The 21,591-nt window shown below is 41.3% G+C and carries 22 protein-coding genes; 16 read left to right on the top strand and 6 right to left on the bottom strand.

Annotation, left to right across the window (positions count from 1 at the left end; translation table 11 throughout):
- Positions 1-234: 234 nt before the first annotated feature.
- Positions 235-1,065, bottom strand: coding sequence for a mechanosensitive ion channel family protein (locus AC1DYB_RS09545; protein ID WP_477434384.1), 831 nt, complete (start codon positions 1,063-1,065; stop codon positions 235-237).
- Positions 1,066-1,520: 455 nt separating this feature from the next.
- On the opposite strand from AC1DYB_RS09545, the gene gcvH reads away from it, so the two are divergent.
- The 12 genes from gcvH (at position 1,521) to AC1DYB_RS09485 (ending at position 11,034) form a co-directional block, all read left to right on the top strand.
- Positions 1,521-1,901 (top strand): glycine cleavage system protein GcvH, encoded by a 381-nt coding sequence (gene gcvH / locus AC1DYB_RS09540; protein ID WP_477434382.1) that lies wholly within the window; start codon positions 1,521-1,523, stop codon positions 1,899-1,901.
- Positions 1,901-2,296: a VanZ family protein gene (locus AC1DYB_RS09535; protein ID WP_295716796.1), complete on the top strand. Its 396-nt coding sequence runs from the start codon at positions 1,901-1,903 to the stop codon at positions 2,294-2,296. The genes gcvH and AC1DYB_RS09535 overlap by 1 nt, the downstream gene beginning before the upstream one ends.
- Positions 2,297-2,611: 315 nt before the next feature.
- Entirely contained in the window at positions 2,612-2,827 is a 216-nt protein-coding gene (locus tag AC1DYB_RS09530) for a FeoA family protein (protein WP_183562073.1), read from the top strand.
- Positions 2,828-2,838: 11 nt separating this feature from the next.
- Positions 2,839-4,953 carry a ferrous iron transport protein B gene (gene feoB / locus AC1DYB_RS09525; RefSeq protein ID WP_477434379.1) on the top strand — a complete coding sequence of 705 codons (2,115 nt, stop codon included), beginning with the start codon at positions 2,839-2,841 and terminating at the stop codon, positions 4,951-4,953.
- A gap of 225 nt (positions 4,954-5,178) precedes the next feature.
- Positions 5,179-5,793, top strand: a complete 615-nt coding sequence (locus tag AC1DYB_RS09520; RefSeq protein WP_295716802.1) for a SprT-like domain-containing protein — start codon at positions 5,179-5,181, stop codon at positions 5,791-5,793.
- Positions 5,794-6,033: 240 nt separating this feature from the next.
- Entirely contained in the window at positions 6,034-6,672 is a 639-nt protein-coding gene (locus AC1DYB_RS09515) for an MBL fold metallo-hydrolase (RefSeq protein ID WP_295716804.1), read from the top strand.
- Between the two features lie 34 nt (positions 6,673-6,706).
- Positions 6,707-7,933 (top strand): FtsX-like permease family protein, encoded by a 1,227-nt coding sequence (locus tag AC1DYB_RS09510; protein ID WP_477434376.1) that lies wholly within the window; start codon positions 6,707-6,709, stop codon positions 7,931-7,933.
- Between the two features lie 57 nt (positions 7,934-7,990).
- Positions 7,991-8,317, top strand: a complete 327-nt coding sequence (locus tag AC1DYB_RS09505; protein WP_477434374.1) for a hypothetical protein — start codon at positions 7,991-7,993, stop codon at positions 8,315-8,317.
- A 69-nt stretch (positions 8,318-8,386) separates the two neighbouring features.
- A complete protein-coding gene (gene rbfA / locus AC1DYB_RS09500; RefSeq protein ID WP_477434372.1) occupies positions 8,387-8,758 on the top strand; it encodes a 30S ribosome-binding factor RbfA in 372 nt (123 codons plus the stop codon).
- A gap of 12 nt (positions 8,759-8,770) precedes the next feature.
- Positions 8,771-9,457 (top strand): peptidoglycan DD-metalloendopeptidase family protein, encoded by a 687-nt coding sequence (locus AC1DYB_RS09495; protein ID WP_477434370.1) that lies wholly within the window; start codon positions 8,771-8,773, stop codon positions 9,455-9,457.
- Between the two features lie 494 nt (positions 9,458-9,951).
- Complete coding sequence (locus tag AC1DYB_RS09490) at positions 9,952-10,185, top strand: hypothetical protein (RefSeq protein ID WP_477434368.1); 234 nt, start codon at positions 9,952-9,954, stop codon at positions 10,183-10,185.
- A gap of 174 nt (positions 10,186-10,359) precedes the next feature.
- A complete protein-coding gene (locus AC1DYB_RS09485; RefSeq protein ID WP_477434366.1) occupies positions 10,360-11,034 on the top strand; it encodes an energy transducer TonB family protein in 675 nt (224 codons plus the stop codon).
- 48 nt (positions 11,035-11,082) lie between these two features.
- Here the strand turns inward: AC1DYB_RS09485 and AC1DYB_RS09480 are convergent, their stop codons facing one another.
- On the bottom strand, positions 11,083-11,280 hold the full coding sequence (locus AC1DYB_RS09480; protein WP_295716814.1) for a hypothetical protein: 198 nt from the start codon (positions 11,278-11,280) through the stop codon (positions 11,083-11,085).
- Positions 11,281-11,478: 198 nt separating this feature from the next.
- The gene (locus AC1DYB_RS09475; protein ID WP_477434364.1) at positions 11,479-11,973 is read right to left on the bottom strand and encodes a thioredoxin family protein; all 495 of its coding nucleotides are present in this window, start codon (positions 11,971-11,973) and stop codon (positions 11,479-11,481) included.
- Between the two features lie 541 nt (positions 11,974-12,514).
- Between AC1DYB_RS09475 and AC1DYB_RS09470 the strand changes: the two genes are divergently transcribed.
- The 3 genes from AC1DYB_RS09470 to gldD all read left to right on the top strand — a co-directional run bounded on the left by AC1DYB_RS09470 (position 12,515) and on the right by gldD (position 15,072).
- On the top strand, positions 12,515-13,276 hold the full coding sequence (locus AC1DYB_RS09470) for a phosphosulfolactate synthase (RefSeq protein ID WP_295716818.1): 762 nt from the start codon (positions 12,515-12,517) through the stop codon (positions 13,274-13,276).
- 420 nt (positions 13,277-13,696) lie between these two features.
- Positions 13,697-14,497, top strand: a complete 801-nt coding sequence (locus tag AC1DYB_RS09465) for a shikimate dehydrogenase family protein (protein ID WP_477434361.1) — start codon at positions 13,697-13,699, stop codon at positions 14,495-14,497.
- Positions 14,494-15,072, top strand: coding sequence for a gliding motility lipoprotein GldD (gene gldD / locus AC1DYB_RS09460; RefSeq protein ID WP_477434359.1), 579 nt, complete (start codon positions 14,494-14,496; stop codon positions 15,070-15,072). Before AC1DYB_RS09465 ends, gldD begins: the two co-directional genes overlap by 4 nt.
- Before the next feature lie 204 nt (positions 15,073-15,276).
- On the opposite strand, the gene AC1DYB_RS09455 is transcribed toward gldD, so the two are convergent.
- A complete protein-coding gene (locus AC1DYB_RS09455) occupies positions 15,277-17,256 on the bottom strand; it encodes an alpha-ketoacid dehydrogenase subunit alpha/beta (RefSeq protein ID WP_477434357.1) in 1,980 nt (659 codons plus the stop codon).
- A gap of 105 nt (positions 17,257-17,361) precedes the next feature.
- Between AC1DYB_RS09455 and AC1DYB_RS09450 the strand changes: the two genes are divergently transcribed.
- A complete protein-coding gene (locus tag AC1DYB_RS09450) occupies positions 17,362-18,213 on the top strand; it encodes a DUF4198 domain-containing protein (protein ID WP_477391488.1) in 852 nt (283 codons plus the stop codon).
- A 253-nt stretch (positions 18,214-18,466) separates the two neighbouring features.
- Here AC1DYB_RS09450 and AC1DYB_RS09445 read toward each other — a convergent pair whose 3' ends face one another.
- Both AC1DYB_RS09445 and AC1DYB_RS09440 read right to left on the bottom strand, forming a co-directional pair.
- On the bottom strand, positions 18,467-20,368 hold the full coding sequence (locus tag AC1DYB_RS09445; protein WP_477434355.1) for a beta-N-acetylhexosaminidase: 1,902 nt from the start codon (positions 20,366-20,368) through the stop codon (positions 18,467-18,469).
- Positions 20,369-20,523: 155 nt separating this feature from the next.
- Positions 20,524-21,438: a hypothetical protein gene (locus AC1DYB_RS09440; RefSeq protein WP_477434353.1), complete on the bottom strand. Its 915-nt coding sequence runs from the start codon at positions 21,436-21,438 to the stop codon at positions 20,524-20,526.
- Positions 21,439-21,591: the final 153 nt, after the last annotated feature.

The raw sequence follows: 21,591 nt of genomic DNA, 5'->3' as shown, positions 1-21,591 counted from the left end.
TTGGCTGCACCTGTATTTATAAAACGAAAAAGGGCAAAAATGTTGCATCCATTTTAATAAATATGATAATCCATATCAAATTAATGGCGGCGTTTGTGGATACCGGGGTGCGTTAACGGATTAAAGTTAGCGGGGGATTTGCGGGGTTAATTAAACCGGCATAAAATGAGCAATTATGCTGGTTGCTATTAGGAAGATGAATGCCCGACATGATGTGCCGGGCATTTATAATATTTACGCTGATGTTGGTGTGGCATCCAGCTGGGTAACAAATAAATGCGGTTTTGGAATCACGATCTGGTGCTCGTCAAAAGCTTTTTTAACCAGCTCCTGTACACCAAAAAGTACGGTCCAATAATCATTGGCTTTGGCAAAAGGGCAAATGCCGAGCACTATTTTACCTTCATGTAGTTTAGAAACATTAATAACAGGCGCCGGAGTTGCCAATACCAGCGGATGCGAGAGGCAGGCATTAACAGCTATCTGGCGTACGTTGTCCATATCGCTTTGCGGTGCAATTTCAAGTGAAATATCTACCCTGATATTGCCATGCCTGCTGTAGTTAACAATGGTATTGTTTGATACGGCGCCGTTTGCAAGGATGACGGTTTTATTATCGGGCGTAAGTAAAATGGTATTAAAAATCTGTATTTCAATTACCGCGCCGCTTTGTCCCTGCGATTCAATGATATCGCCAATTTTAAATGGTTTAAAAACCAGGATCAAAACACCGCCTGCAAAGTTGGCTAATGATCCCTGCAGCGCCAGGCCCACAGCTAAGCCAAGCGCACCAATAATTGCTACAAACGACGTGGTTTGGATGCCCAGCATGCCGGCAACCGTTATAAGTAATAATACCCTTAGGCCGGCCATCATCAGGCTGCTCAAAAATGATTGAAGGGATACATCAATTTTTCCTTTAGCCATGGAAGCGTTGAGTAAACGCCCTATCCAGCTAATAACATACAGGCCGATAATAAATACCAGCAGTGCACCAAGTAACTTAATACCGAATGTGCTTAACCACGCAAAAATTGCGGTGGAGTAAAAGGATACATTTTGCATAATAAAGGAAGGTTTTGGAGATTAATGGAATTTATTTTTATGATTAGTTGTTACAAGACTATGGCAGTTAATGCCCGGTTAATATACAAATTAAAAGCGGACTGCTTATTTGTAAGTGAAACATTAACAGGCACTTAATAATAAGTGGGACTGGTAAATAAATTTCCAATTGTTCATATTTTTTAATTAGATATAAAATGATATTTACTGTATTGCAAATCAGAAAGGTTTTAATTAATTACTTTTCATGCTCAAATTAAAATGCCGAAAAAAAATTGTGAGGTGAGTTGTACTATTCTCTCTGGAAATAAAAAAAACTGCTACATGCCCTGTTTTTTGGGGAGTTAGGCGGTTTTGAGCCGCTCTTTTTTTATGAAAAGATGTTTGTACAATAAATCTTTAATTATTGCTATAGCCTAAAGTTTTATTATTTTTGGACACATAAAATTAACGACATGAATTTTCCCGCTGAATTAAAATACACTAAAGACCACGAGTGGATAAAAGTTGAAGGCAATGAAGCTACTATCGGCATTACCGAATTTGCGCAAAGCGAACTGGGCGATATTGTTTATGTAGATATAGCATCCTTAGGGAAAGAAACTGCCAAAGATGAAGTTTTTGGCACGGTTGAGGCTGTAAAAACAGTATCGGACCTGTTTATGCCGGTAACCGGAACAGTGACGGAAATTAACCCCGCCCTTAATAATCAGCCCGACCTTGTAAACGCTGATCCGTATGGCGAAGGCTGGATGGTGAAAATCATCGTTGCCGATCTGTCAGAAATAGACGGCTTGTTATCTGCTGATGACTATAAAGCGGTTGTTGGCGCTTAATGAAAGCAATATTAAAATATCATGGGCTCACAATTTTGTGGGCCTTATTTATTTTTGTCATTTGCTCTGTTAACCTGAGCTCTGCCAGCGATTCGCCGATGTTTTTCCCCGGCTTTGATAAACTTACGCATACCGGGCTGTTTTTTACGCTGGTTGTACTGTTTTGTAACGGTATTATAAGGCAACAAAAAAGGCATACTTTCACGTATAAGCAGATAATAGTTGTTGTTTTAGCCGCTGTTTTTTTTGGCGGAGTGATAGAAATCTTGCAACTAACTATTTTTACCTGGCGCAGTGCCGAGTGGAACGATTTGTTTTGCGATGTGCTTGGCATTTGTATGGGGATTTTTGCTGTTGTATTAACATTAAGCGCGGTTGGTAATGAGAAAAAGTAAACTAATTATAATTGGAGCGGTGATACTATTCAGTTGCTCTTCTTGCGGTATATTTAAAAAAGGCTGCGGATGCCCAACATTTGGTGTTATCAAAAGTGCAGTTGATGCCCATAAATTCTGTTAAACTTTATTTCGATAAACGGTTCAATGATGTTGAACTGCTAAAAAAAATAAGAATCTGTGAAAGCTTACGGTTTCATACCAAGAAGTTTTCACAAAAAATATTTTTTCAAAAGTGATCCTTGTCATTTTTAACCATTCTTATTTGGATTTAATATAAATAAGCTTACATTTGCTCAGGTTAAAAAATATACGATGACACTTTCACAACTTGAGGTAGGCGAAATAGGTATTGTAAAGGAGTTTACTGATCTTGAAATGTCGGTAAAATTGATGGAAATGGGATGTTTACCAGGTGAGGAAATCAGAATTTCGCGTATTGCACCTCTTGGAGATCCTATAGCTATTCACGTTTCCGGCTACCAGCTAAGCTTGCGTAAGTTTGAAGCCTCCACTATTATTTTGCAGTAGTTTTGTAAACATTGAAAGCCGATATAAGAGTTGCACTTGTAGGAAATCCAAACACCGGTAAATCAACTCTCTTTAACATTTTAACCGGTCTTAATCAAAAAATAGGAAATTTTCCGGGCGTTACTGTTGATAAAAAAACAGGATTTTGCCAGCTGCCTGATGGTCGCACGGCTGAGATCATTGACTTGCCCGGTACCTATAGTATTTACCCCAAAAGTAAAGACGAATCCATTGTATTTTCTGTTTTAGCCGATAAAGCCAGAGGCCTTGTTCCGGATTTGATTGTTGTAATACTTGATGCATCAAACCTGAAACGCAACCTGTTGCTGTATACCCAGATAGCCGATTTAAAAATACCTGTTGTAGTAGCACTCAACATGATCGATGTATCTGAGAAAGCGGGTATTACTATTGATGTTGATTTGTTTGCCAAAAAGCTGGGTGTGCCGGTTCTACCTATTTCGGCCCGGAAGATAAAAGGGATCGATCAGCTTAAAAGCACCATCGCCTATGCCAATAAAATTGCGCTGCAGCAGGAGACTATTGATGTTGAACCCATTGCCCCGAAACTGATAGCCCAAATACAGCAGGAATTAAAAATTGATAATCCTTACTTTGCCCTGCAGCTAGCCCATCAGCATGAAACCCTGAATTATTTATCGGCTAAAGAAAGCGATCGTATAGAGGAGCTGGAAAAAGTACACGCCTTCCATTCTCAAAAGGCTCAGGCTACAGAAACCATCGCGCGTTACAGTTTTATAAACGACCTGTTGTATGATACGGTTAAGAAGCCCGAAACTGCACAGGACGAATCTGTAAGCAATAAAATTGATAAGATACTTACGCATAAGGTATTCGGCTTTATCATATTTTTTGCCATACTGATGTTCATATTCCAGGCCATATTTTCATGGTCGGCCTACCCGATGTCGCTTATCGAGAATTTATTTATCTGGCTGCAAAGCAGTGTAAACAAGGCTTTACCAACCGGTCCGTTCACCAGTTTACTGGTGAATGGTATTATTGCCGGTTTAAGCGGCGTTTTGGTATTTGTACCACAGATAGCCATTTTGTTTGCCATGATATCCATACTGGAAGATACCGGCTACATGTCGCGTGTTACTTTTATGATGGATAAGGTGATGCGAAAAGTTGGCCTCAACGGTAAATCGGTAGTGCCGCTTATTGGTGGTTTTGCCTGCGCCGTGCCATCTATCATGAGCACCCGCAATATCGAGAACTGGAAAGATAGAATGATCACCATAATGGTTACCCCCCTGGTAGCCTGCTCTGCCCGCTTGCCGGTTTATACCTTACTTATTGCCCTTGTAGTGCCAAACCGCAATGTGTGGTGGCTGTTTAATTTGCAGGGACTGGCGCTTACAGCCATGTACCTGTTGAGTATTATATCGGCGGTAGTAGTGGCCTTTGTAATGAAGTTTATTTTAAAGGCCCGCGAGCGCGGTTACTTTATTATGGAGCTTCCTGTTTACCGGATGCCCCGCTGGAAGAACGTAGCCTTTACGATGTATGATCGTTCAAAAACATTTGTACTGCAGGCGGGTAAAGTTATTATTGCAGTATCCATCATTTTATGGGTATTGAAATCATACGGTCCTGGTGATAGGTTTGCACAGATTGACAAAACATACAGCCAGCCGCAATATACTAAATCCATGAAACCCGATAGCCTGAGCAAGGTTATCGCGTCCGCAAAATTAGAAAACTCCTACGCCGGCGTATTTGGTCACGTAATAGAGCCGGTTATTAAACCGCTTGGTTTTGATTGGAAGATAGGGATAGCCCTCATCAGTTCATTTGCCGCCCGCGAAGTGTTTGTAGGTACCATGGCCACCATTTATAGTGTGGAAGGCGATGCGGACAAGCTGGAATCTGTGCAGCAAAAAATGCATAGCGCTACTAACCCCGATACCGGCAAGCCGGTGTTTACTTTGGCGGTCGCGTTTTCGTTGATGATGTTTTACGCTTTTGCCATGCAGTGCGCCAGCACCGTGGCGGTAGTATATCGCGAAACCAAGGATTGGCGCTGGCCCGCCGCGCAATTCGCTTATATGACGGCTTTGGCATATACCGCCAGTTTTATAGTTTATCATTTCCTGAAGTAGGTTTTGGTTCATAGTTGATAGATCATGGTTCATGGAATGTTTTTTATTGGCACTCAACTGTGACCTGCTTATGTGTCTTAAGTTCTGCCTATAATCGATGGACTATCAACCGTGAACCGCTAACAAATAATAATCTCTTTGTAATTCTTTAAAAACTATCGGCTATGATCAATGAACCATCTACAATGAACTGGTGAAATCATTATATTTGTGTTGAGGTAAACATTGGATAAAGTAAAAGTTTTAGAAAGATATGTCCCACCCGATGCTGCCCCGCTCATCGGCCGCTGGATCGACTACTTTAAATGCGAATTTAAAATTTCACGTAACCGGGGCACCAAGTTTGGCGATTACCGTTCGCCACATGCCGGTAAAGGTCACCGTATATCAGTGAATTATGATCTTAATCCCTACGCTTTTTTGGTAACCACCGTACACGAGTTTGCACACCTGCATACCTGGAACCAGCATAAACAAAAAGCAAAGCCCCATGGAGCCGAGTGGAAAAACAATTTCAAAAAAATGATGCAACCCTTTTTTGAAAAAGACATTTTTCCGCATGATGTAAAGCACGCTATAACCAGCTACCTTGATAATCCCGCGGCTTCCAGTTGTTCAGATCTTAATCTTTACCGGTCATTACGCAAATACGATGCGCCTAAGGAATCATCTGTGCTCACGGTAGAAAAAGTTCCCTTCAAGGCCCTGTTTAAAATAAAGGGCGACCGCGTTTTTCGTAAAGAAGAGCAGTTGCGCAAGCGTTTTAAATGTGTGGAGATAGAAACCAAGCGGGTGTATCTGTTTAGCCCGGTTGCCGAGGTGGAATTGGTGGAAGGGTAAAGTAATACCCCTGTCAATGGCGTATTTATAAAACAGATTTGTCATTCTGAACGCAGTGAAGAATCTGCTATTCGCCATGCTTCTTTGCCCTGTAAAGTCTGCGATTAGATCCTTCACTATCGTTCAGGATGACAATGCTATTAGACGTCATTTATCTTTAGCGTACCCCAATTTTACAACTCCCAATCACGTTTTTTTCAAACCTTCATACCCAACAAATTAAATCCGTACTTTTACCCCATGGCAGAAGTTAAATCATTTGTGAATAATCCTTACCAGGAAAACACTTATATTTTATATGATGAAACCGGCGAATGTGTTATTATTGATCCGGGAATGTACACCGCTACAGAGCAAAATGTGGTGGTTAATTTTATAAAGGATAATAACTTAACCCCCGTTCTGCTGCTAAATACCCATTGCCATATTGATCATGTGCTTGGTAATAAATTTGTGTTTGATAAATATGGGCTTAAGCCTAAATTTCATGAGGGGGAGTTGCCTGTATTGGCAGCCGTAGTGGCTTATGCGCCTCAAATGGGTATCAGGTATGAGGTTTCGCCAATACCGGAGGAATATCTGCCCGAAACCGGAACCATAAAATTTGGCAACACAGAGTTGGAGTTGATTTTCGCCCCCGGGCATTCACCAGCGCATTTGTGCTTTTATGATAAGGCGGCCAATATTTTAATAGGTGGCGATGTTTTATTCAGGATGAGTATAGGCCGTACAGATTTGCCTGGCGGTAATTTTGCCCAATTGATGGATAATATCGAAACCAAGCTTTTTGCTCTGCCCGATGACTGTACCGTTTATCCCGGTCACGGGCCGGAAACTACTATCGGTTTTGAAAAACAAAACAATCCGTTTCTTACTTAAGTACATAACGTAATACTTATCACTCAAAACCAATTTGAATACTTCGGTCTATATAGCTAAACGGTACTTGTTCTCGGGCAAGAAGATGCATGCCATCAATATCATATCGGGCATATCCATGCTGGGCGTGCTGGTAGGCAGCGCGGCCTTGATTATTATATTATCGGTGTTTAATGGGTTCGAGAAAGTTATCCTTTCTTTATATAGCAATTTCACTCCCGAAATAAAGATCGAAACCCGGCTTGGCAAAACTTTCGATCCTAATACGCCCTATTTTAATGCATTGCATAAAGATGCCAGCCTCTTTTCATTCACGGAGGTGCTACAGGAAAAGGCCCTGATAAGATATGGAGATAAGCCGCTAATTGGAATTATAAAGGGTGTGAGCGATGATTTTTTAAAAAACAAACAGCTGGATAGCACTGTACAAAACGGATCTTTTACCTTAAAAAGCGGGGATAAGTATTTTGCAGTAGTTGGGGCAACTATACAAGGTAGCCTGGGCATCAATGTTCATGATGATCTATCGCCCATACAAATATTTTCACCACGGCGTACTGTGGTAAGTTCGGCAAATCCGCTTGATGAGTTTGAAGTGCGATCCATTAACGCATCCGGAGTGTTTGCCATACAGCAGGAGTTTGATGATATTGTGGTAACACCAATAGAGTTTGCCCGCGACCTGCTCAATCAGCCAAAAGAAATTACATCGCTGGAGCTTACTTACAAAAAAGGCACCGATCTATCGGTGGTACAAAACAAAATTAAGGATGCCATAGGCAAGCAGTACACTATAAAAAATCGTAAGGAACAAAATACCGAGCTTTATAAAACGTTAAATTACGAGCGCTGGAGTATATTTATGATTTTAACCTTTGTACTTATCATAGCCATATTTAATATCATAGGTTCATTAACCATGCTGGTTATTGATAAGCGCAAGGATATAGCCATTTTAAGTAGCCTGGGTGCCAATAAACGATTAATACAAGGGGTATTTTTTTTTGAGGGGATGATGATATCAATATTTGGTTGTATTGTTGGTATAGCACTGGGCCTTGCATTTTGCCTGGTTCAACAGCGCTTTGGATTTATAAAAATGGGCGCGGCCACTTCGGTGATTGATGCTTACCCGATAGATCTTAAGATATCTGATTTTGGCCTGGTATTTTTAACAGTAGGGGCCATATCTGTTATTGCATCGGGTATTAGTGCACGATTAAGTATTAAAGGATTGGATGAAATCAAACAGGATTTGTAAATTTGTTATATGAGGATAAGGTATATTCAAAATTTCGCCTTCTTAATTATTCTTTTTTTGGCAGCGAGCTCATGTAACGGAAATTCGAAAAAAGTAGATATACCTGTTGTTTACAAAGGTTTGTACAGCTTTGGTCCCGAAATAAAATCATTTAAAGATTGCGACAACGGCACAGAATTTTGGGTTGCAGATAGCTCGGCAACGTTGGAACTGAAATACTCGCAAATGAACTTCGAAAAACCATATGAGCCGGTTTATGTTGAGGTAGAGGGTATTAAATCAAAGTCGGGTAAAGAGGGGATGGGATCTGAATATGATAGCACCCTTGTTGTAAAAAAAGTAATAAAAATAACAAAAGAGATACCGCAGGATATGTGTAATTAACACGATATTCAACAAAGGTTAATCAAAATAAATAAAACTCATCTGCCGCAGTGGCGTTAACTTATCATCATGGAATCAAAACGTCAGCAAAAATTTGCCGGAGTAATACAGGAAGACCTGGCAGCTATATTTCAACGCGAGGGTATGAACTATTTGCCTAATACCCTGGTAACCATAACCAAAGTACGTGTAACCCCCGACCTGGCCATCGCCCGCATATTTTTAAGCTTTTTTGGTAATACTAATTTGCAGCTGGCTTTGCAAACTATAAAATCGCATGCTTCTGAAATTCGATATAAACTGGGTGCCCGTATCAAAGATCAGGTAAGGATAATTCCGCAGTTGGAATTTTTTGTGGATGATACCAGCGAATACGTGGAGCGCATGGATAAAATATTTGATAAAATAAGTAAAGAAGAACGCCAGCCGGATACAGAATAGCGATTTATCCTGATGGATCATCATGAACAGCTTCATATTTATTTAAAAAGCCACCCGGATGCCATTGGCAGGGTGGTTGATTATAATGCCGGCACCGACCGGCTTTTTTTGTTAGATTTTACTGCTGCCAACACGGAACTAACTACGGATATTATTGCCGATACCCAAAAGTTTACGGATTGGGTAAACTACAAACTGAAAGCAAATAACTGCCGCTACGGAATTGGTGGTTATATGGAACATCGCACTATTTATGCGGTAAGCGCCCATTTTGATACCGAAGATGAGCCACGTCGCTTGCATTTAGGCGTTGATATTTGGGGAGCCGAAGGCACACCTATTTATACTCCCTTTGACGGCAAGGTGCATAGTTTCCAGGATAACAATAACCTGGGCGATTACGGCCCGTGTATTATTTTAGAGCATAATCTTAGTGGCTTAACGCTTTATAGTCTTTACGGCCACCTGAGCCGCAAAAGCCTGGAGGGATTGGCCGTTGGGAAGCCTGTTAAAAAAGATGAGCAAATAGCCAGTCTTGGCAATAATACCGAGAACGGCCAATGGCCGCCACATCTGCATTTTCAGCTGATGTTTGATATGGAGGGGAAGTTTGGTGACTATCCTGGTGTATGTAAATACTCGGAGATGGAAAAGTATAGGACGAATGTGCCCGATGCGGGATTGGTGCTTGGGTTTTAGCCCCCCGGCTCCCTCCTCAATGCTATTATGTTAACGAGTTTCTCCCCCAGCGGGGGAATAGCTTTGTAGCAAAAAAGCAAAAATGAAGCTCCGTGCCAGAGGTACGGAACCTTAGGTAGCGTACCTCTGGCACGCAAAAGACAATTTATTTATGTTTTTCTACAAAGCTTTTGCTCCTCTGGAGCAACCCATCACTCTCCTAACTTAATAACATTGGCCCCCTGAAGTGGGAGCTTAGTGTACACAAGTAAAAAGAGCAGCCTGCACCGTTAGGTGCAATCTGTTTGTAGAAAGGATATACCCATTAACTTTGCCTCGTTAGAGGTTACCTTTCAATAGCAATGTTATTTACCTTGTTAATTGGGGGGCACTTACCTTTTTTATTTACTGTTTATAACTAATAAAAAGGGACAGTCTGCACCGATAGGTGCAACCTGTTTGTAGAAAACGCATGCGATTACCTTTGCCTCGTTAGAGGCTACCCTCCAACAGCAATGTTATTTACTTTGTTAATTGGGGTTGCACCTACGGAGCAAAGCTTGATTGTTGTTCAAAATTGCTACAAACAGGTAGCTCCTACGGAGCATACATGGACACCATCGCTGTTCGGAAGAAATAAAAAGGCGGTCATGCCGATGCAGATCGGCATCTCACTTGCAAGGCAACCCTTGTGCTGGCTTCGAATTATCTATAAAAAAGTCAACCTTTCTGATGGGGTGCTGAAATAAATTCAGCATGACTTGTTGTTTTTTAAGAAATTATACGATAAGCAACGTGCATAGCATAATGATTACCGGTTCTGTAAGGTGGCGAAATAAATCCGGCCTGAATCAGCATAAATAACGCCATAACAATTCCACAAACCCAATCATTATCCCCGTTTTATTGTCGATATTTATACTATGATAAGGCGCTTGCTCATCGGTATAATAGCACTAACTACGGTGTTTGCTGCAAAAGCTCAGCCTGCATTTAAAGGCGGGCAAAATGCACTTAATAACTTCCTGCTATCAAAAATTGTTTATCCCGAGTATTCCCGGCAAAATTGCATTTCGGGTACTGTTACTGTTGCTTTCAAACTGGATAAGACGGGTAAAGTGATGGAGGCCAGGGTACAAAACGGACCCGGTATCGATCTGGATGATGAAGCCTTAAGAGTGATCAGGTTAACATCGGGCCAATGGATAATTCCGGCTGATTATAGTTCAACTACTTACCTGGTTCAGCCTATACGCTTTGATCCCGACCCAACACGTTGCAGCACATCAACGGCAAATGACGTGCAGGTAGCAATTGCCAATTATAGGAGCAGGCAGGAACTGGAAAACGCGGTTACCAATTATTATATTAATAAATATCAGGGTAAGGGCGATCCATCTAAAGAATCACTCATCATTGCCTTAAAAAAACAATTGGGATTCGATGACGAATTGGTTGGCGATTTGCTTAGCCAGGCTAATGAAAAGCTAAAACAAGGGGATAAGGAAGGCGCTTGTACCGATTGGAACTTCATCCGCAATATTGGCAGCGATAGGGCCGATAGTTTTATTGAAAAATATTGCAGTAAAAAGCCTTAACCAAATTATAATTCGATTAAGGCTTTTTGATTGCTTGCAGAATAAAAATCAGGCAGTTAAGCTTACCAGCTCAACTTCTTTAATGGCCAGCAACATAAGGCGGCCCTGGTATTCAACCCAAACATCGGCAAAACCGTTACCATCATAACCTAAAAACTTCATGAAGGGGTTGCTAATGTTGAGGTTTTTCCACCTTTTACCAATGTACTTAAGTAACTGACCACTTTTTAATGTTGTGTTTGCCATAAGTTTTAATTTTTAAAGTGTGAAACAATGAACTAAGGTAATTAACATTTGCGAAAATATTTAACCCGTGGAAAATAAATTTTCTTTTGTATCTGGTTTATTACAGCAAAGAAAACAGTATTAAGTTGCCGTTACTCTATGATAAAACCAATGCCAAATGGGTAATGTTTTGTTTGTTAGTGCTTTATCGGTAAAATGTTATTTTGCTTTAGTATAGCTTTTGGGGTCGAGCGCACCGGGCGACCAACCTTTAAAAAAATCCAATATTTTGTCCTTACTGTAACCTTTTCCCTCTTCCAGGTATTCGGAGTTTTGCGTGTGGAGGCGCGTTCCTTTACCATCGAGCACAATAAAAACCGGGAACCCAAATCGTTGAGGGTAACCCAGTTTGGCTAAGGCCTCTTCGTTCTCGTTTTCCTTGCTGTAATTTACATGTAAAACAATATAGTTGGCATTAAGGTATTTATCCAGTGTGGTGTCTTTGGTTACCAGGTCATTAAAGCGGATACACCAGCTGCACCAGTTGCCGCCTATTTGTAAAAGTACATTTTTATGTTGCGTTGAAGCTTGTTTAACAGCAGCTGCAATATCTGCTTTGGCATCGGCCGATGGATTGTAAAGATGAGGCTTCTCCTGTGCCCTTACAGCCAAAGAAAATGCGGAGATCAATATTAACAAAAGCAATTTTTTCATAAGTGGAAAAATATTTTTTCGCTGCTGTATCAGCAATAAACCGGCGTAGATATGTAAGATGAACAAATTACAGGTTTAAGGTAGAGAATTATTTATAATAATTCAACAAGATTGGTCAAATACAGGCACTTGTAAACACAATGTGGAAAACTTCCAAATTGAATGGTAACTGAAGAGTAATATTTTTGATATAGAATACCCTAACAACACCCCGATTATTATCGGAAATTTAGGGACGATATGTGAAAGCGCTTATTTAAAATTGAGTTTTTTCAGTTATAAATAGTTAATATGTGTTAAGCCCCGCCCAATGCGGGGCTTTTTTTGGCTCTGTGCCGGGGTTTTACCTGGTAAAATATTTTTCAATAACAGTGTCTTTACATTAAAATCATCCACACGTTAATTTGCATACTAACACCTCCCGAAAGTTTTCACATAGGCTTATCTAAGATTTAACATTTACATTATTTATCCTTTGCTTTTTTTTTACGACATTTGCGCCGTTAGAACTTTTAGTTATAGGCTATAACCAATAATTTATATGAATTATACCATCAATAATTTACCCGACCGTACAACTAAACCCCGTGATAAAGGCATTACCATGGTGATGGATAAAGGTTTAAGTTTGAGGCAGGTGGAAGATTTTATTGAGGTTGGTGGCACACATGCCGATATTATTAAGTTGGGCTGGGCCACCTCATACGTGACCCCTAACCTAAACGAAAAAATAAAGCTATACAGAGAAGCAGGCATTCCGGTTTATTTTGGAGGCACTTTGTTTGAAGCATTCATTGTACGTAACCAGTTTGATGATTATTGCCGTTTGCTTGATAAATACCAGATGGAGCATTGCGAAGTATCAGACGGATCGATCACTATTGAACATGATGTTAAATGTGAGTACATCCGTAAACTGGCAAAGCAGGTTACCGTTATATCAGAAGTTGGGTCAAAAGATGTGCAAAAAATATTTGCGCCATACAAATGGATAAAACTGATGAACGCCGAAATTGAAGCGGGTTCATGGAAGGTGATTGCTGAAGCCCGCGAAAGTGGCAACGTGGGGATCTATCGTGATTCGGGAGAGGTGAGGCAGGGCTTGGTTGATGAGATCCTTACCCAGATACCCGAAGAGATGATAATATGGGAAGCCCCCCAAAAGGCGCAGCAGGTTTGGTTTATCAAATTAATTGGTGCCAACGTAAGTTTAGGTAATATTGCCCCGGCCGATATTATCCCGCTGGAAACATTACGCCTGGGTATCCGGAGCGATACTTTTGATCATTTTCTGAGCTTATAATTAACCTTATCATACAGTGCCAAAGCCTTCGGATGAAAATTCAGAGGCTTTTTTTGTGCCTTTTAAATCAATAATTAAAACTCCATGTTTCGTTACAATATCTCATTGTGACAGGGAAATCGCTTTTAAAAAAAACGCCACGTCATGCCGAATTTATTTCGGCATCCCACAGGACAATCACGCCTGTCAGGTCACCGACTTTCCTACTGCAGACTTATCCCGTGCTCAATGCATGTGGGATGCCGAAATAAATTCGGCATGACGTCCGCTTTTTAACTTTCGAACTCCCTCAGACTGATGGAAAAGCCGCTGTAAATTTTAAAAGCGATTTCCCTGCCTATTGTGATTTTTGGATATGGCAGTTACCGTTTCTGTGTATATCTTTAGGCATTCATTTTAGGGGATAACAAATTATAATACATGAAACATTACGGGCTGATAGGTTTTCCACTTTCGCACTCCTTTTCAAAAAAGTATTTTACCGAGAAATTTAAAACCGAGGGCATTGAAGATGCGGTTTATGACCTATACCCGCTTGAGCATATCAAGGATCTTCAGGATCTGCTGGACGAAAACCCTAACCTGGTAGGCCTTAATATTACCATTCCGCATAAGGTTTCAATTATACCATACCTGGATTGGATAGAGCACGATGCCCGTACAGCCGGAGCTGTAAATTGCATCTGCATTAGTGCAGAAAGTCCGCTACAGGCGGCTTTTACCGGCGAAGTTGGTGTGCAAGGTCACGATTTCAGGCTTGAAGGTTATAATACAGATTTGTATGGTTTTGAGATGTCGATAAAGCCACTCATCAATGATACTAATGACGAGGCATTGGTATTGGGTGATGGCGGCGCGGCAAAGGCTGTAAAATGTGTGTTGGAGAATATGGGCATCACTTATAAAACGGTAACCCGCAAACCGCACCCCGATCACTTGCTATTCAGCGATTTGAAACCGCATCACATAAAGAAACATAAGATCATCATCAATACAACACCATTGGGGACCGCTCCTAATATTGATGAGTGCCCGCCTATCCCTTATGAAGCTATTACTGATGAACATTTACTGTACGATCTGATATACAATCCAGAAGAAACCCTGTTTTTGAAACGCGGGCGTGAGCAGGGAGCGGCAACAAAAAATGGGTACGAAATGCTGGTATTGCAAGCAGAGAAATCCTGGGAAATATGGAATACTAAAGATTTGCGCGCATGAGATATGCCGGTTTATTAGTTGTGGTGTTGTTATTGTTTGCTGCCTGCGGTGGCAATCATGACTATTCGCCCAAGCCGCGGGGCTATTTTCGCATAAAACTCCCCAAAAAGGAATACCAGGATTATACCGCTGGCTGCCCTTACACATTTACCTATCCTAAATATGCAATCATTGAGCCAGATTTGAGCAGAAATGCCAAGCCATGTTGGGTTAACATGCAGTTTCCGCAATTTAACGCCACATTGCATTTAAGCTATCAACCGGTTACTTCAAAAAAAGAATACAATCAACTGGTGGAGGATGCACGCACCTTCGCTTTTAAACATACGGTAAAAGCTACTTCTATAGATGAGGGCATAATAGCCTATCCCGAGCGCAAGGTTTATGGTATTTATTATACCATTGATGGTAATTCGGCTTCATCTGTGCAGTTTTTCTTAACAGATAGTACAAAAAACTATCTCCGCGGCGCACTTTATTTTAACTCTGAACCAAAGCTTGATTCCATTCAGCCGGCACTTAATTTTGTTAAGAAAGATCTGGAGGTGTTGATTAAGAGTTTAAAATGGAAGTAGGGGGAAGGGGCTAAAGATGTTAAGAGCAAAAGATTACCCAGAGAAATACAATCCCGGACTCTGAAGGAGAATTGACATTTTAAACGGTTTGTCATCCTGAGGAACGAAGAATCTATTTGCAGACCGTACAGGGTGAAGAAGCATGGCGAATAACAGATCCTTCACTCCGTTCAGGATGACAAAAAAGATGATTTCTTACTCCACTTAATATTCCAACAACTTCTCCACCGTTTCCACTAACCTTGCCTTCGCCAAAAACTGGTCTTCCAGGGCTTTGTTCATCGGTATAGCGGTATCAAGGCTGCCACAGCGCATTACCGGGGCATCCAGGTATTTAAAGCAATGCTCGGCAACGTGGGCTGCTATTTCGGCACCGAAGCCGCTGGTGAGCGTATCCTCATGCAGTATCAATGCACGCCCAGTTTTTTGTACGCTTTTTTCTACAGCTTCTTTATCCCATGGCAACAGGCTGCGCAGGTCGATGATCTCTAAAGATTGATCAGGGTGCTTAGCCGCGTACTCCAGGGCCCAGTGTACACCCAAACCGAAGGTGACAATTGTAGCTTGTTCGCCTTGCTGTACAATATTGGCTTTGCCTATTTCTATCAATATATCGTTATCCGGTACTTCGCCGCTGATGCTGCGGTACAGGTATTTATGTTCAAAATAAATCACCGGGTTGGGGTCGTCAATAGCGGCCAGCAATAATCCTTTAGCATCTGCAGGGAAGGCCGGGTAAACAACTTTTAGTCCGGGTGTTTTGGTAAACCAGGCCTCATTACTTTGCGAGTGAAAGGGACCCGCTCCTGTGCCTGCACCGGTAGGCATCCGTACTACCATATCTACTGCCTGTGCCCAGCGGTAATGCGTTTTGGCCAGGTTATTAATGATCTGATTAAAGCCGCAGGTTACAAAATCGGCAAATTGCATTTCAACAATAGCCTTATAGCCGTTTAGCGCCAGGCCCATACCTGCACCCACAATGCCCGATTCGCAAATGGGCGTATTACGCACCCGGTCTTTTCCAAATTCTTCAACAAAGCCCTGGGTAATTTTAAAAGCGCCGCCATACTCGGCAATGTCTTGCCCCATGATCACCAGGTTTGGGTGTTTGCGCATGCCCTGCCGCAAGCCATCACTTATGGCATCAATATAACGCTTGCTGGTTGCTGGCGTAACCGATGGCTGATTTGCCGGGAATTGATATGACCGGTACATATCAGCAATCTCGGTTTCCACATCCGGAATAATATCGGCCTCGCTATAAACCTTTTCAAACTCCGATTCGATAAGTGTCGTAAACTCTTTCTTGATGATCGGGATCCAGTTTGGCAGCAATATGCCTTCGTTCAGTAAATATTTTTCAAAATTGGCCAGCGGATCTTTGGCGCCCCACCACTCAAACAAATTTTGCGGAACATATTTTGTGCCTGATGCTTCCTCGTGCCCACGCATCCTAAAGGTCATGCATTCCAGCAAAACCGGGCGGGGATTTTCGCGGATGCTATTTTTAATATGGGTTATAGTATGGTATACCTCCAAAATGTTATTACCATCAATGCGGCGACCTTCCATGCCGTAGCCTATGGCCTTATCAACCAGCTGGCTGCAATGGTATTGTTCGTTTGTTGGGGTTGATAGGCCGTACCCATTGTTTTCTACCAGGAAAATAACGGGTAAATTCCAAACCGCGGCAATATTAAGCGCCTCATGGAAATCACCTTCGCTGGTAGCTCCTTCGCCGGTAAATACCAGGGTTACTTTCTTTTGGTTGGATAGTTTATCAGCCAGTGCAATGCCATCTGCAAGGGCCAGTTGAGGCCCCAGGTGAGATATCATCCCGATGATCTTATAATCCTGCGTGCCGAAATGGAAAGAGCGGTCGCGGCCCTTGGTAAAGCCGGATGGTTTGCCCTGCCATTGAGCCATTAAACGCGAAAGAGGAATATCCCTTGTTGTAAAAACGCCCAGGTTACGATGCATGGGCAAAATGTACTCATCGGCCTCCATGGCTAATGTGCTGCCTACTGCAATGGCTTCCTGGCCAATTCCTGAAAACCATTTGCCAATACGGCCTTGCCTTAATAAGATCAGCATTTTCTCTTCAACCAGGCGCGGAAGCAACAATTTTTTGTAAAAAGATACTAAAGTGTCGGTATCAAGGTTTTTACGATCGAAAATCATAATGTAAAACTACTGAAGTTTTTAAATGGGGAAGCCCTCAACAAGGCTAAAAAATAATATTTTCGAGTTAAACTTTGTATGTTTGGTAATCCTAACAAAGAACTTATGAAACGAATTGGATTTTTACTATTGGTGGTGTTGTTGCTCATTGGTTTTGCGGCCTCTTCTCAAGATTATTTTTTGTTGCCCGGTAACTTCTATATGAAAAAGGGCGATAAGCTCAATCTGCATTTATTAAGCGGGAATGAATTTGTGAAAGAAGGTGAATACAAGTATGAAAGCGGGAAGATATCCAAATTTGTATTGTACGAGGGCAAGAAACAAACTGATTTAAGTAAGTCTCCTAAAGATACATCAGCCAATATTTTAAACTATAAACTGGAGAGCGCTGGTTTAGCCATGGTAGAGGTGGTTAAAAGTGAAAGCGTAGAATCGGAAAGGAATAAATTTTTAAAATACCTCAATAGTGAGGGACTTGATAAAATTGCCGAAGATGCAAAGAGCAATAACCAGCAATATTTTGTAGAGAAATCCACACGGTATTTAAAAACGCTTATTGCTGTTGATAAACCGAATGACAGGGATTTTGACAAACCATTGAACGAGGATTACGAAATTATCATCAAACAAAATCCTTACAGATCTGATTACGGGGATGATGTAACAGGTGAGGTGCTTTTTCACGGAAAACCATTAAAAGATGCCGTAGTTATTCTGTATGTTAAAACCATCAACGGTAATGTTTTTTCTCAAAAATTGAGTGCTGACGCGGGCGGGCTTATTTACTTTAAACTAAGCCGGGAAGGAATCTATATGTTAAGTTCGGTACATATAGAGGCATCCAAAGATAAAAAGGCCGATTTTGAAAGCTGGGGCACTACCTACACTTTTGCCTTTACCAATAATGGCACCATGCCCGATACCTACAGGGAATTTGGGTTTGGAAACAAACATTGATTTGTTGGAGCAAGGATTTTTGGAGCAAGGAACAAGGATATTTGGAGCAAGGATTCATGGATAAAGGATCGCGGCTTCAATTGCTAACGGCGGGGACATTGCTTATATAAAAACAGGAAAGCCTTTCGGTTCATACCCGAAAGGCTTTCTTGTTTTTAATCTTTATAGTTTTTAAAGTGGCTTAGGATATAGCAGGATCATAAACTCATTGTTTCTGTATCTATATATCCTGGTTCCTTGCTCCAAAAATTCTTTATTTAATCTTTTTTGCCAGATCAGTCAATGGCATGGTAACCATACGGCCAATAGGTTTTTTACCCCGGTAGGTTATTACTTTCAGCATAGTTGCATCCTTAGGTGCATCTATTGGGCTGGTGTACTTAGGGTAAAAATTATCGGGCAGTGAGTTATCGAAGCTGTAATAAGTTTCTAATCCCGGTGCCTCATTGGTTAAAGTGATCTTTAATGTACTATCGGGATTGCGGATAGCGCTGAAAGAGGGGTCATAAACACTTGGCGCATATTTGGTTTCAGATTCATCAAGTCGTTCAAATTGTTTTTCTACCTTCCCGAAAAAGTAATTCCAATTCTTTTTTTCCCTTGGCGACCATACCGATTCGGCAATAGCCATACCTCTTGGCCAGGTCATATACTCCGCCTGGCGCATGTTGTAAACCTGCTCTGTCCATAAATTGGCCTGCCCGCCTTTTATCAATTTGGCATCTACACCTTCGGGTACAGGTTCAAATTCATAAGTTTTATTCAGGCGCAACTTAGCGTAAACATGGGTTTCGTTCACGTCGCTTTGCATGTAATCAAGGTAAGCAAATGTAGTTGGGCTCATTACTACATCATGCCCCATTTTAGCGGCTTCAATACCTCCCTGGATACCTCTCCAGCTCATTACCGCGGCATTGGGGCCTAAGCCACCTTCCAGGATCTCATCCCAGCCCATGAATTTTTTACCCTTTGATTCCACTATTTTTTCCAAACGTTTTTCAAAATAGCTCTGTACTTCCTGTTGGGTTTTCAGGTTTTCTTTAACCATTAATGCTTTAACGGCCTCGCTTTGTTCCCAAAAGTTTTTGGCACACTCATCGCCACCCATGTGGATGTATGGGAAAGGGAAAAGCTGGGCTACTTCGGTTACAACCTTATCTAAAAACTCGTACACGTTTTCGTTGGCAGGGCATAACGTGTTATCAACAATAGCGGTGTTGTGCTGGCCTTCCCATTTCATAAAGGGCTCACCAGAGTTTACAACGTATTTATCGGCACCAGGAGTACATGATAATTCCGGATAGGCGGCAACGGCAGCAAGGCTATGGCCAGGTACATCAATCTCTGGCAGGATATTTACAAAGCGATCTTTTGCGTATTGTACCAGGTCTTTAATATCTTCCTGGGTATAAAAGCCACCATAGGTACGGGGCTCATCTGGCGAGGGCTGGCTGAAAGTGCCAAACTGCCCAACTTTTTTAATATTATGAGCACCAACCGTGGTAAGTTTTGGCAGACTTTTAATTTCAACCCGCCAGCCTTCATCATCGGTTAAATGCAGGTGCAGCAGGTTAAGCTTGTATTTAACCATGGCATCTATATATTGCTCAACCTCGGCTTTGGTAAAAAAGTGGCGCGATACATCAAACATCAAGCCTCTCCAGCCAAACCTGGGGTAATCGGTTATCTCAACGGCAGGGGCTGTCCACTTAACACCCTTTGCCAGTTCTTTGCCTTCAATCTCTTTTGGTAATAGCTGTATAAAGGTTTGCAAGCCATAAAATAACCCTGCGGCCTCATTTGCCCTTATCACCACCTTTTTTGCTGTTACTGATAAATAATAGCCTTCTGATTTTAAAAGGGTATCCACCTTTTTATTAAGTACAAGTTTGATTGATGCGGCAGGTGCTACACTTTTGGTAGTTACCGTGATACCTGCGGCGGTATTTAACTTGTTTTTAAGATAGCTGATTACCGGACTTAGCTCGGGCTGTTTGCCGGCCTCAACAATAATTGTTTTGGGTAAAATGAAATTACCTGTTTTTTTAATAACCTTAACAGGTTCTGGAATAATAGATAAGCCATTATTGGTCACCTGGCCAAATGATAATAGATGCAGGCTACAGCAACATAGCAACAGGGATAGTTTTTTCATACTTGAATTTGGTTTATAAGGAATACTTAATTGGAACGTTATGCAAATTAAACTTTTTAAAGAATATTAAGAAGTTTGTAATGAAAAATTCTTGTTACAACAAAAAGCCCCGCTTCGTATTACGAAACGGGGCCTTGCATATTTAATTAAGCTGTTTATTTAAGCGTAAAACCTGTTTTACCCATTGTGCTGCCATCGGCATACAGCAATACGGTATAGGTGCCTTTTACAAATGGAGGGGTTGGGTTAACCCAATCAATGGTATACTCGGTACCGTCATCCTTAAAATCAATAGATGTTTTATAGGTGTATTGCAGGTCTGCGTTATCGGCAGTGAAAGTTCCGCCATCAGGTGCGGTGATCAGGTTGCCTGTTGGATCAATAATGCGTACATAAATATCATGCAGCGCTTTTGTAGCCAAAGTGTTGCTGGCAACAGTGAAATTGATCTTGATTTTTTTTGCTGGCCCGGCACGGGTAACGTCAACCTCTTTGCCGCTGCCTTTAATTTTGTAAGCTACTATATTTGATGTAGCCAGCTTTATTGCTTGTGCTACTTTTACTTTAGCATCAAGGTCCTGATTTTGTTTCTGCAGGGTATCGGCCTTTTTAGCAACAGTTGCCAGGTTGCTTTTTAAGGTATCCCGTTCGGTTGTTAAGGTTGCGTTTTGTTTATGCAGCTCTTCAATATCGGCTGTATACTTAGTTACAAAGTAACGGAGCTGTTTAACATCTTCCTCGGCTTTTACCAATTCGGCTTTGGTTAATTTGCCTTTGGCCAGTTGGGTTCTTAATACCTGGATCTTCGCTTTTAACGAATCATTTTTTGCGGTTAACTCTTTGGACATTTTGGCCTTGCCAGCGGTTACCTGATCAACCTGGGCCTCAAGGCTGTCAAGATCAGCTTTTAACCTTGTTTGTTCATCCTGTTGGGTGACTATCCGCACATCCGATTTGTTTTTTTGGAGGTACAGGTACACATCGGTACCCAATAAAGCCAGTACCACCACGATAAGAAAGTAAATTACGTTTGAATTTTTTTTAGGTGGTTGCCCAGATTGATTTTCCATAGCAATTAAATGTTTAAAGTTTAAATACAGTTTTAAGTAGAAAGCTATTTTAAAAAAAAACTTCTGTTTAACTGTGGTGTTTAGTTTACAAGCATATCTATATTAATTGATATTACTTGTTTTTATTACAATTTTAAGTGTTGTTTAAAAGTA

It is taken from the genome of Mucilaginibacter sp. P2_A4 (assembly GCF_056405015.1).
The sequence above is the reverse complement of the archived record's forward strand: the minus strand, read 5'-3'. Positions and strand labels throughout refer to the sequence as shown.

Excerpts from the sequence above, each read along its gene's own strand:
- AC1DYB_RS09545 (WP_477434384.1), bottom strand. The coding sequence starts at position 1,065 with ATGCAAAATGTATCCTTTTACTCCACCGCAATTTTTGCGTGGTTAAGC.
- gcvH (WP_477434382.1), top strand. The coding sequence starts at position 1,521 with ATGAATTTTCCCGCTGAATTAAAATACACTAAAGACCACGAGTGGATA.
- AC1DYB_RS09535 (WP_295716796.1), top strand. The coding sequence starts at position 1,901 with ATGAAAGCAATATTAAAATATCATGGGCTCACAATTTTGTGGGCCTTA.
- AC1DYB_RS09530 (WP_183562073.1), top strand. The coding sequence starts at position 2,612 with ATGACACTTTCACAACTTGAGGTAGGCGAAATAGGTATTGTAAAGGAG.
- AC1DYB_RS09515 (WP_295716804.1), top strand. The coding sequence starts at position 6,034 with ATGGCAGAAGTTAAATCATTTGTGAATAATCCTTACCAGGAAAACACT.
- rbfA (WP_477434372.1), top strand. The coding sequence starts at position 8,387 with ATGGAATCAAAACGTCAGCAAAAATTTGCCGGAGTAATACAGGAAGAC.
- AC1DYB_RS09495 (WP_477434370.1), top strand. The coding sequence starts at position 8,771 with ATGGATCATCATGAACAGCTTCATATTTATTTAAAAAGCCACCCGGAT.
- AC1DYB_RS09490 (WP_477434368.1), top strand. The coding sequence starts at position 9,952 with ATGTTATTTACTTTGTTAATTGGGGTTGCACCTACGGAGCAAAGCTTG.
- AC1DYB_RS09485 (WP_477434366.1), top strand. The coding sequence starts at position 10,360 with ATGATAAGGCGCTTGCTCATCGGTATAATAGCACTAACTACGGTGTTT.
- AC1DYB_RS09480 (WP_295716814.1), bottom strand. The coding sequence starts at position 11,280 with ATGGCAAACACAACATTAAAAAGTGGTCAGTTACTTAAGTACATTGGT.
- AC1DYB_RS09475 (WP_477434364.1), bottom strand. The coding sequence starts at position 11,973 with ATGAAAAAATTGCTTTTGTTAATATTGATCTCCGCATTTTCTTTGGCT.
- AC1DYB_RS09470 (WP_295716818.1), top strand. The coding sequence starts at position 12,515 with ATGAATTATACCATCAATAATTTACCCGACCGTACAACTAAACCCCGT.
- AC1DYB_RS09465 (WP_477434361.1), top strand. The coding sequence starts at position 13,697 with ATGAAACATTACGGGCTGATAGGTTTTCCACTTTCGCACTCCTTTTCA.
- gldD (WP_477434359.1), top strand. The coding sequence starts at position 14,494 with ATGAGATATGCCGGTTTATTAGTTGTGGTGTTGTTATTGTTTGCTGCC.
- AC1DYB_RS09455 (WP_477434357.1), bottom strand. The coding sequence starts at position 17,256 with ATGATTTTCGATCGTAAAAACCTTGATACCGACACTTTAGTATCTTTT.
- AC1DYB_RS09450 (WP_477391488.1), top strand. The coding sequence starts at position 17,362 with ATGAAACGAATTGGATTTTTACTATTGGTGGTGTTGTTGCTCATTGGT.
- AC1DYB_RS09445 (WP_477434355.1), bottom strand. The coding sequence starts at position 20,368 with ATGAAAAAACTATCCCTGTTGCTATGTTGCTGTAGCCTGCATCTATTA.
- AC1DYB_RS09440 (WP_477434353.1), bottom strand. The coding sequence starts at position 21,438 with ATGGAAAATCAATCTGGGCAACCACCTAAAAAAAATTCAAACGTAATT.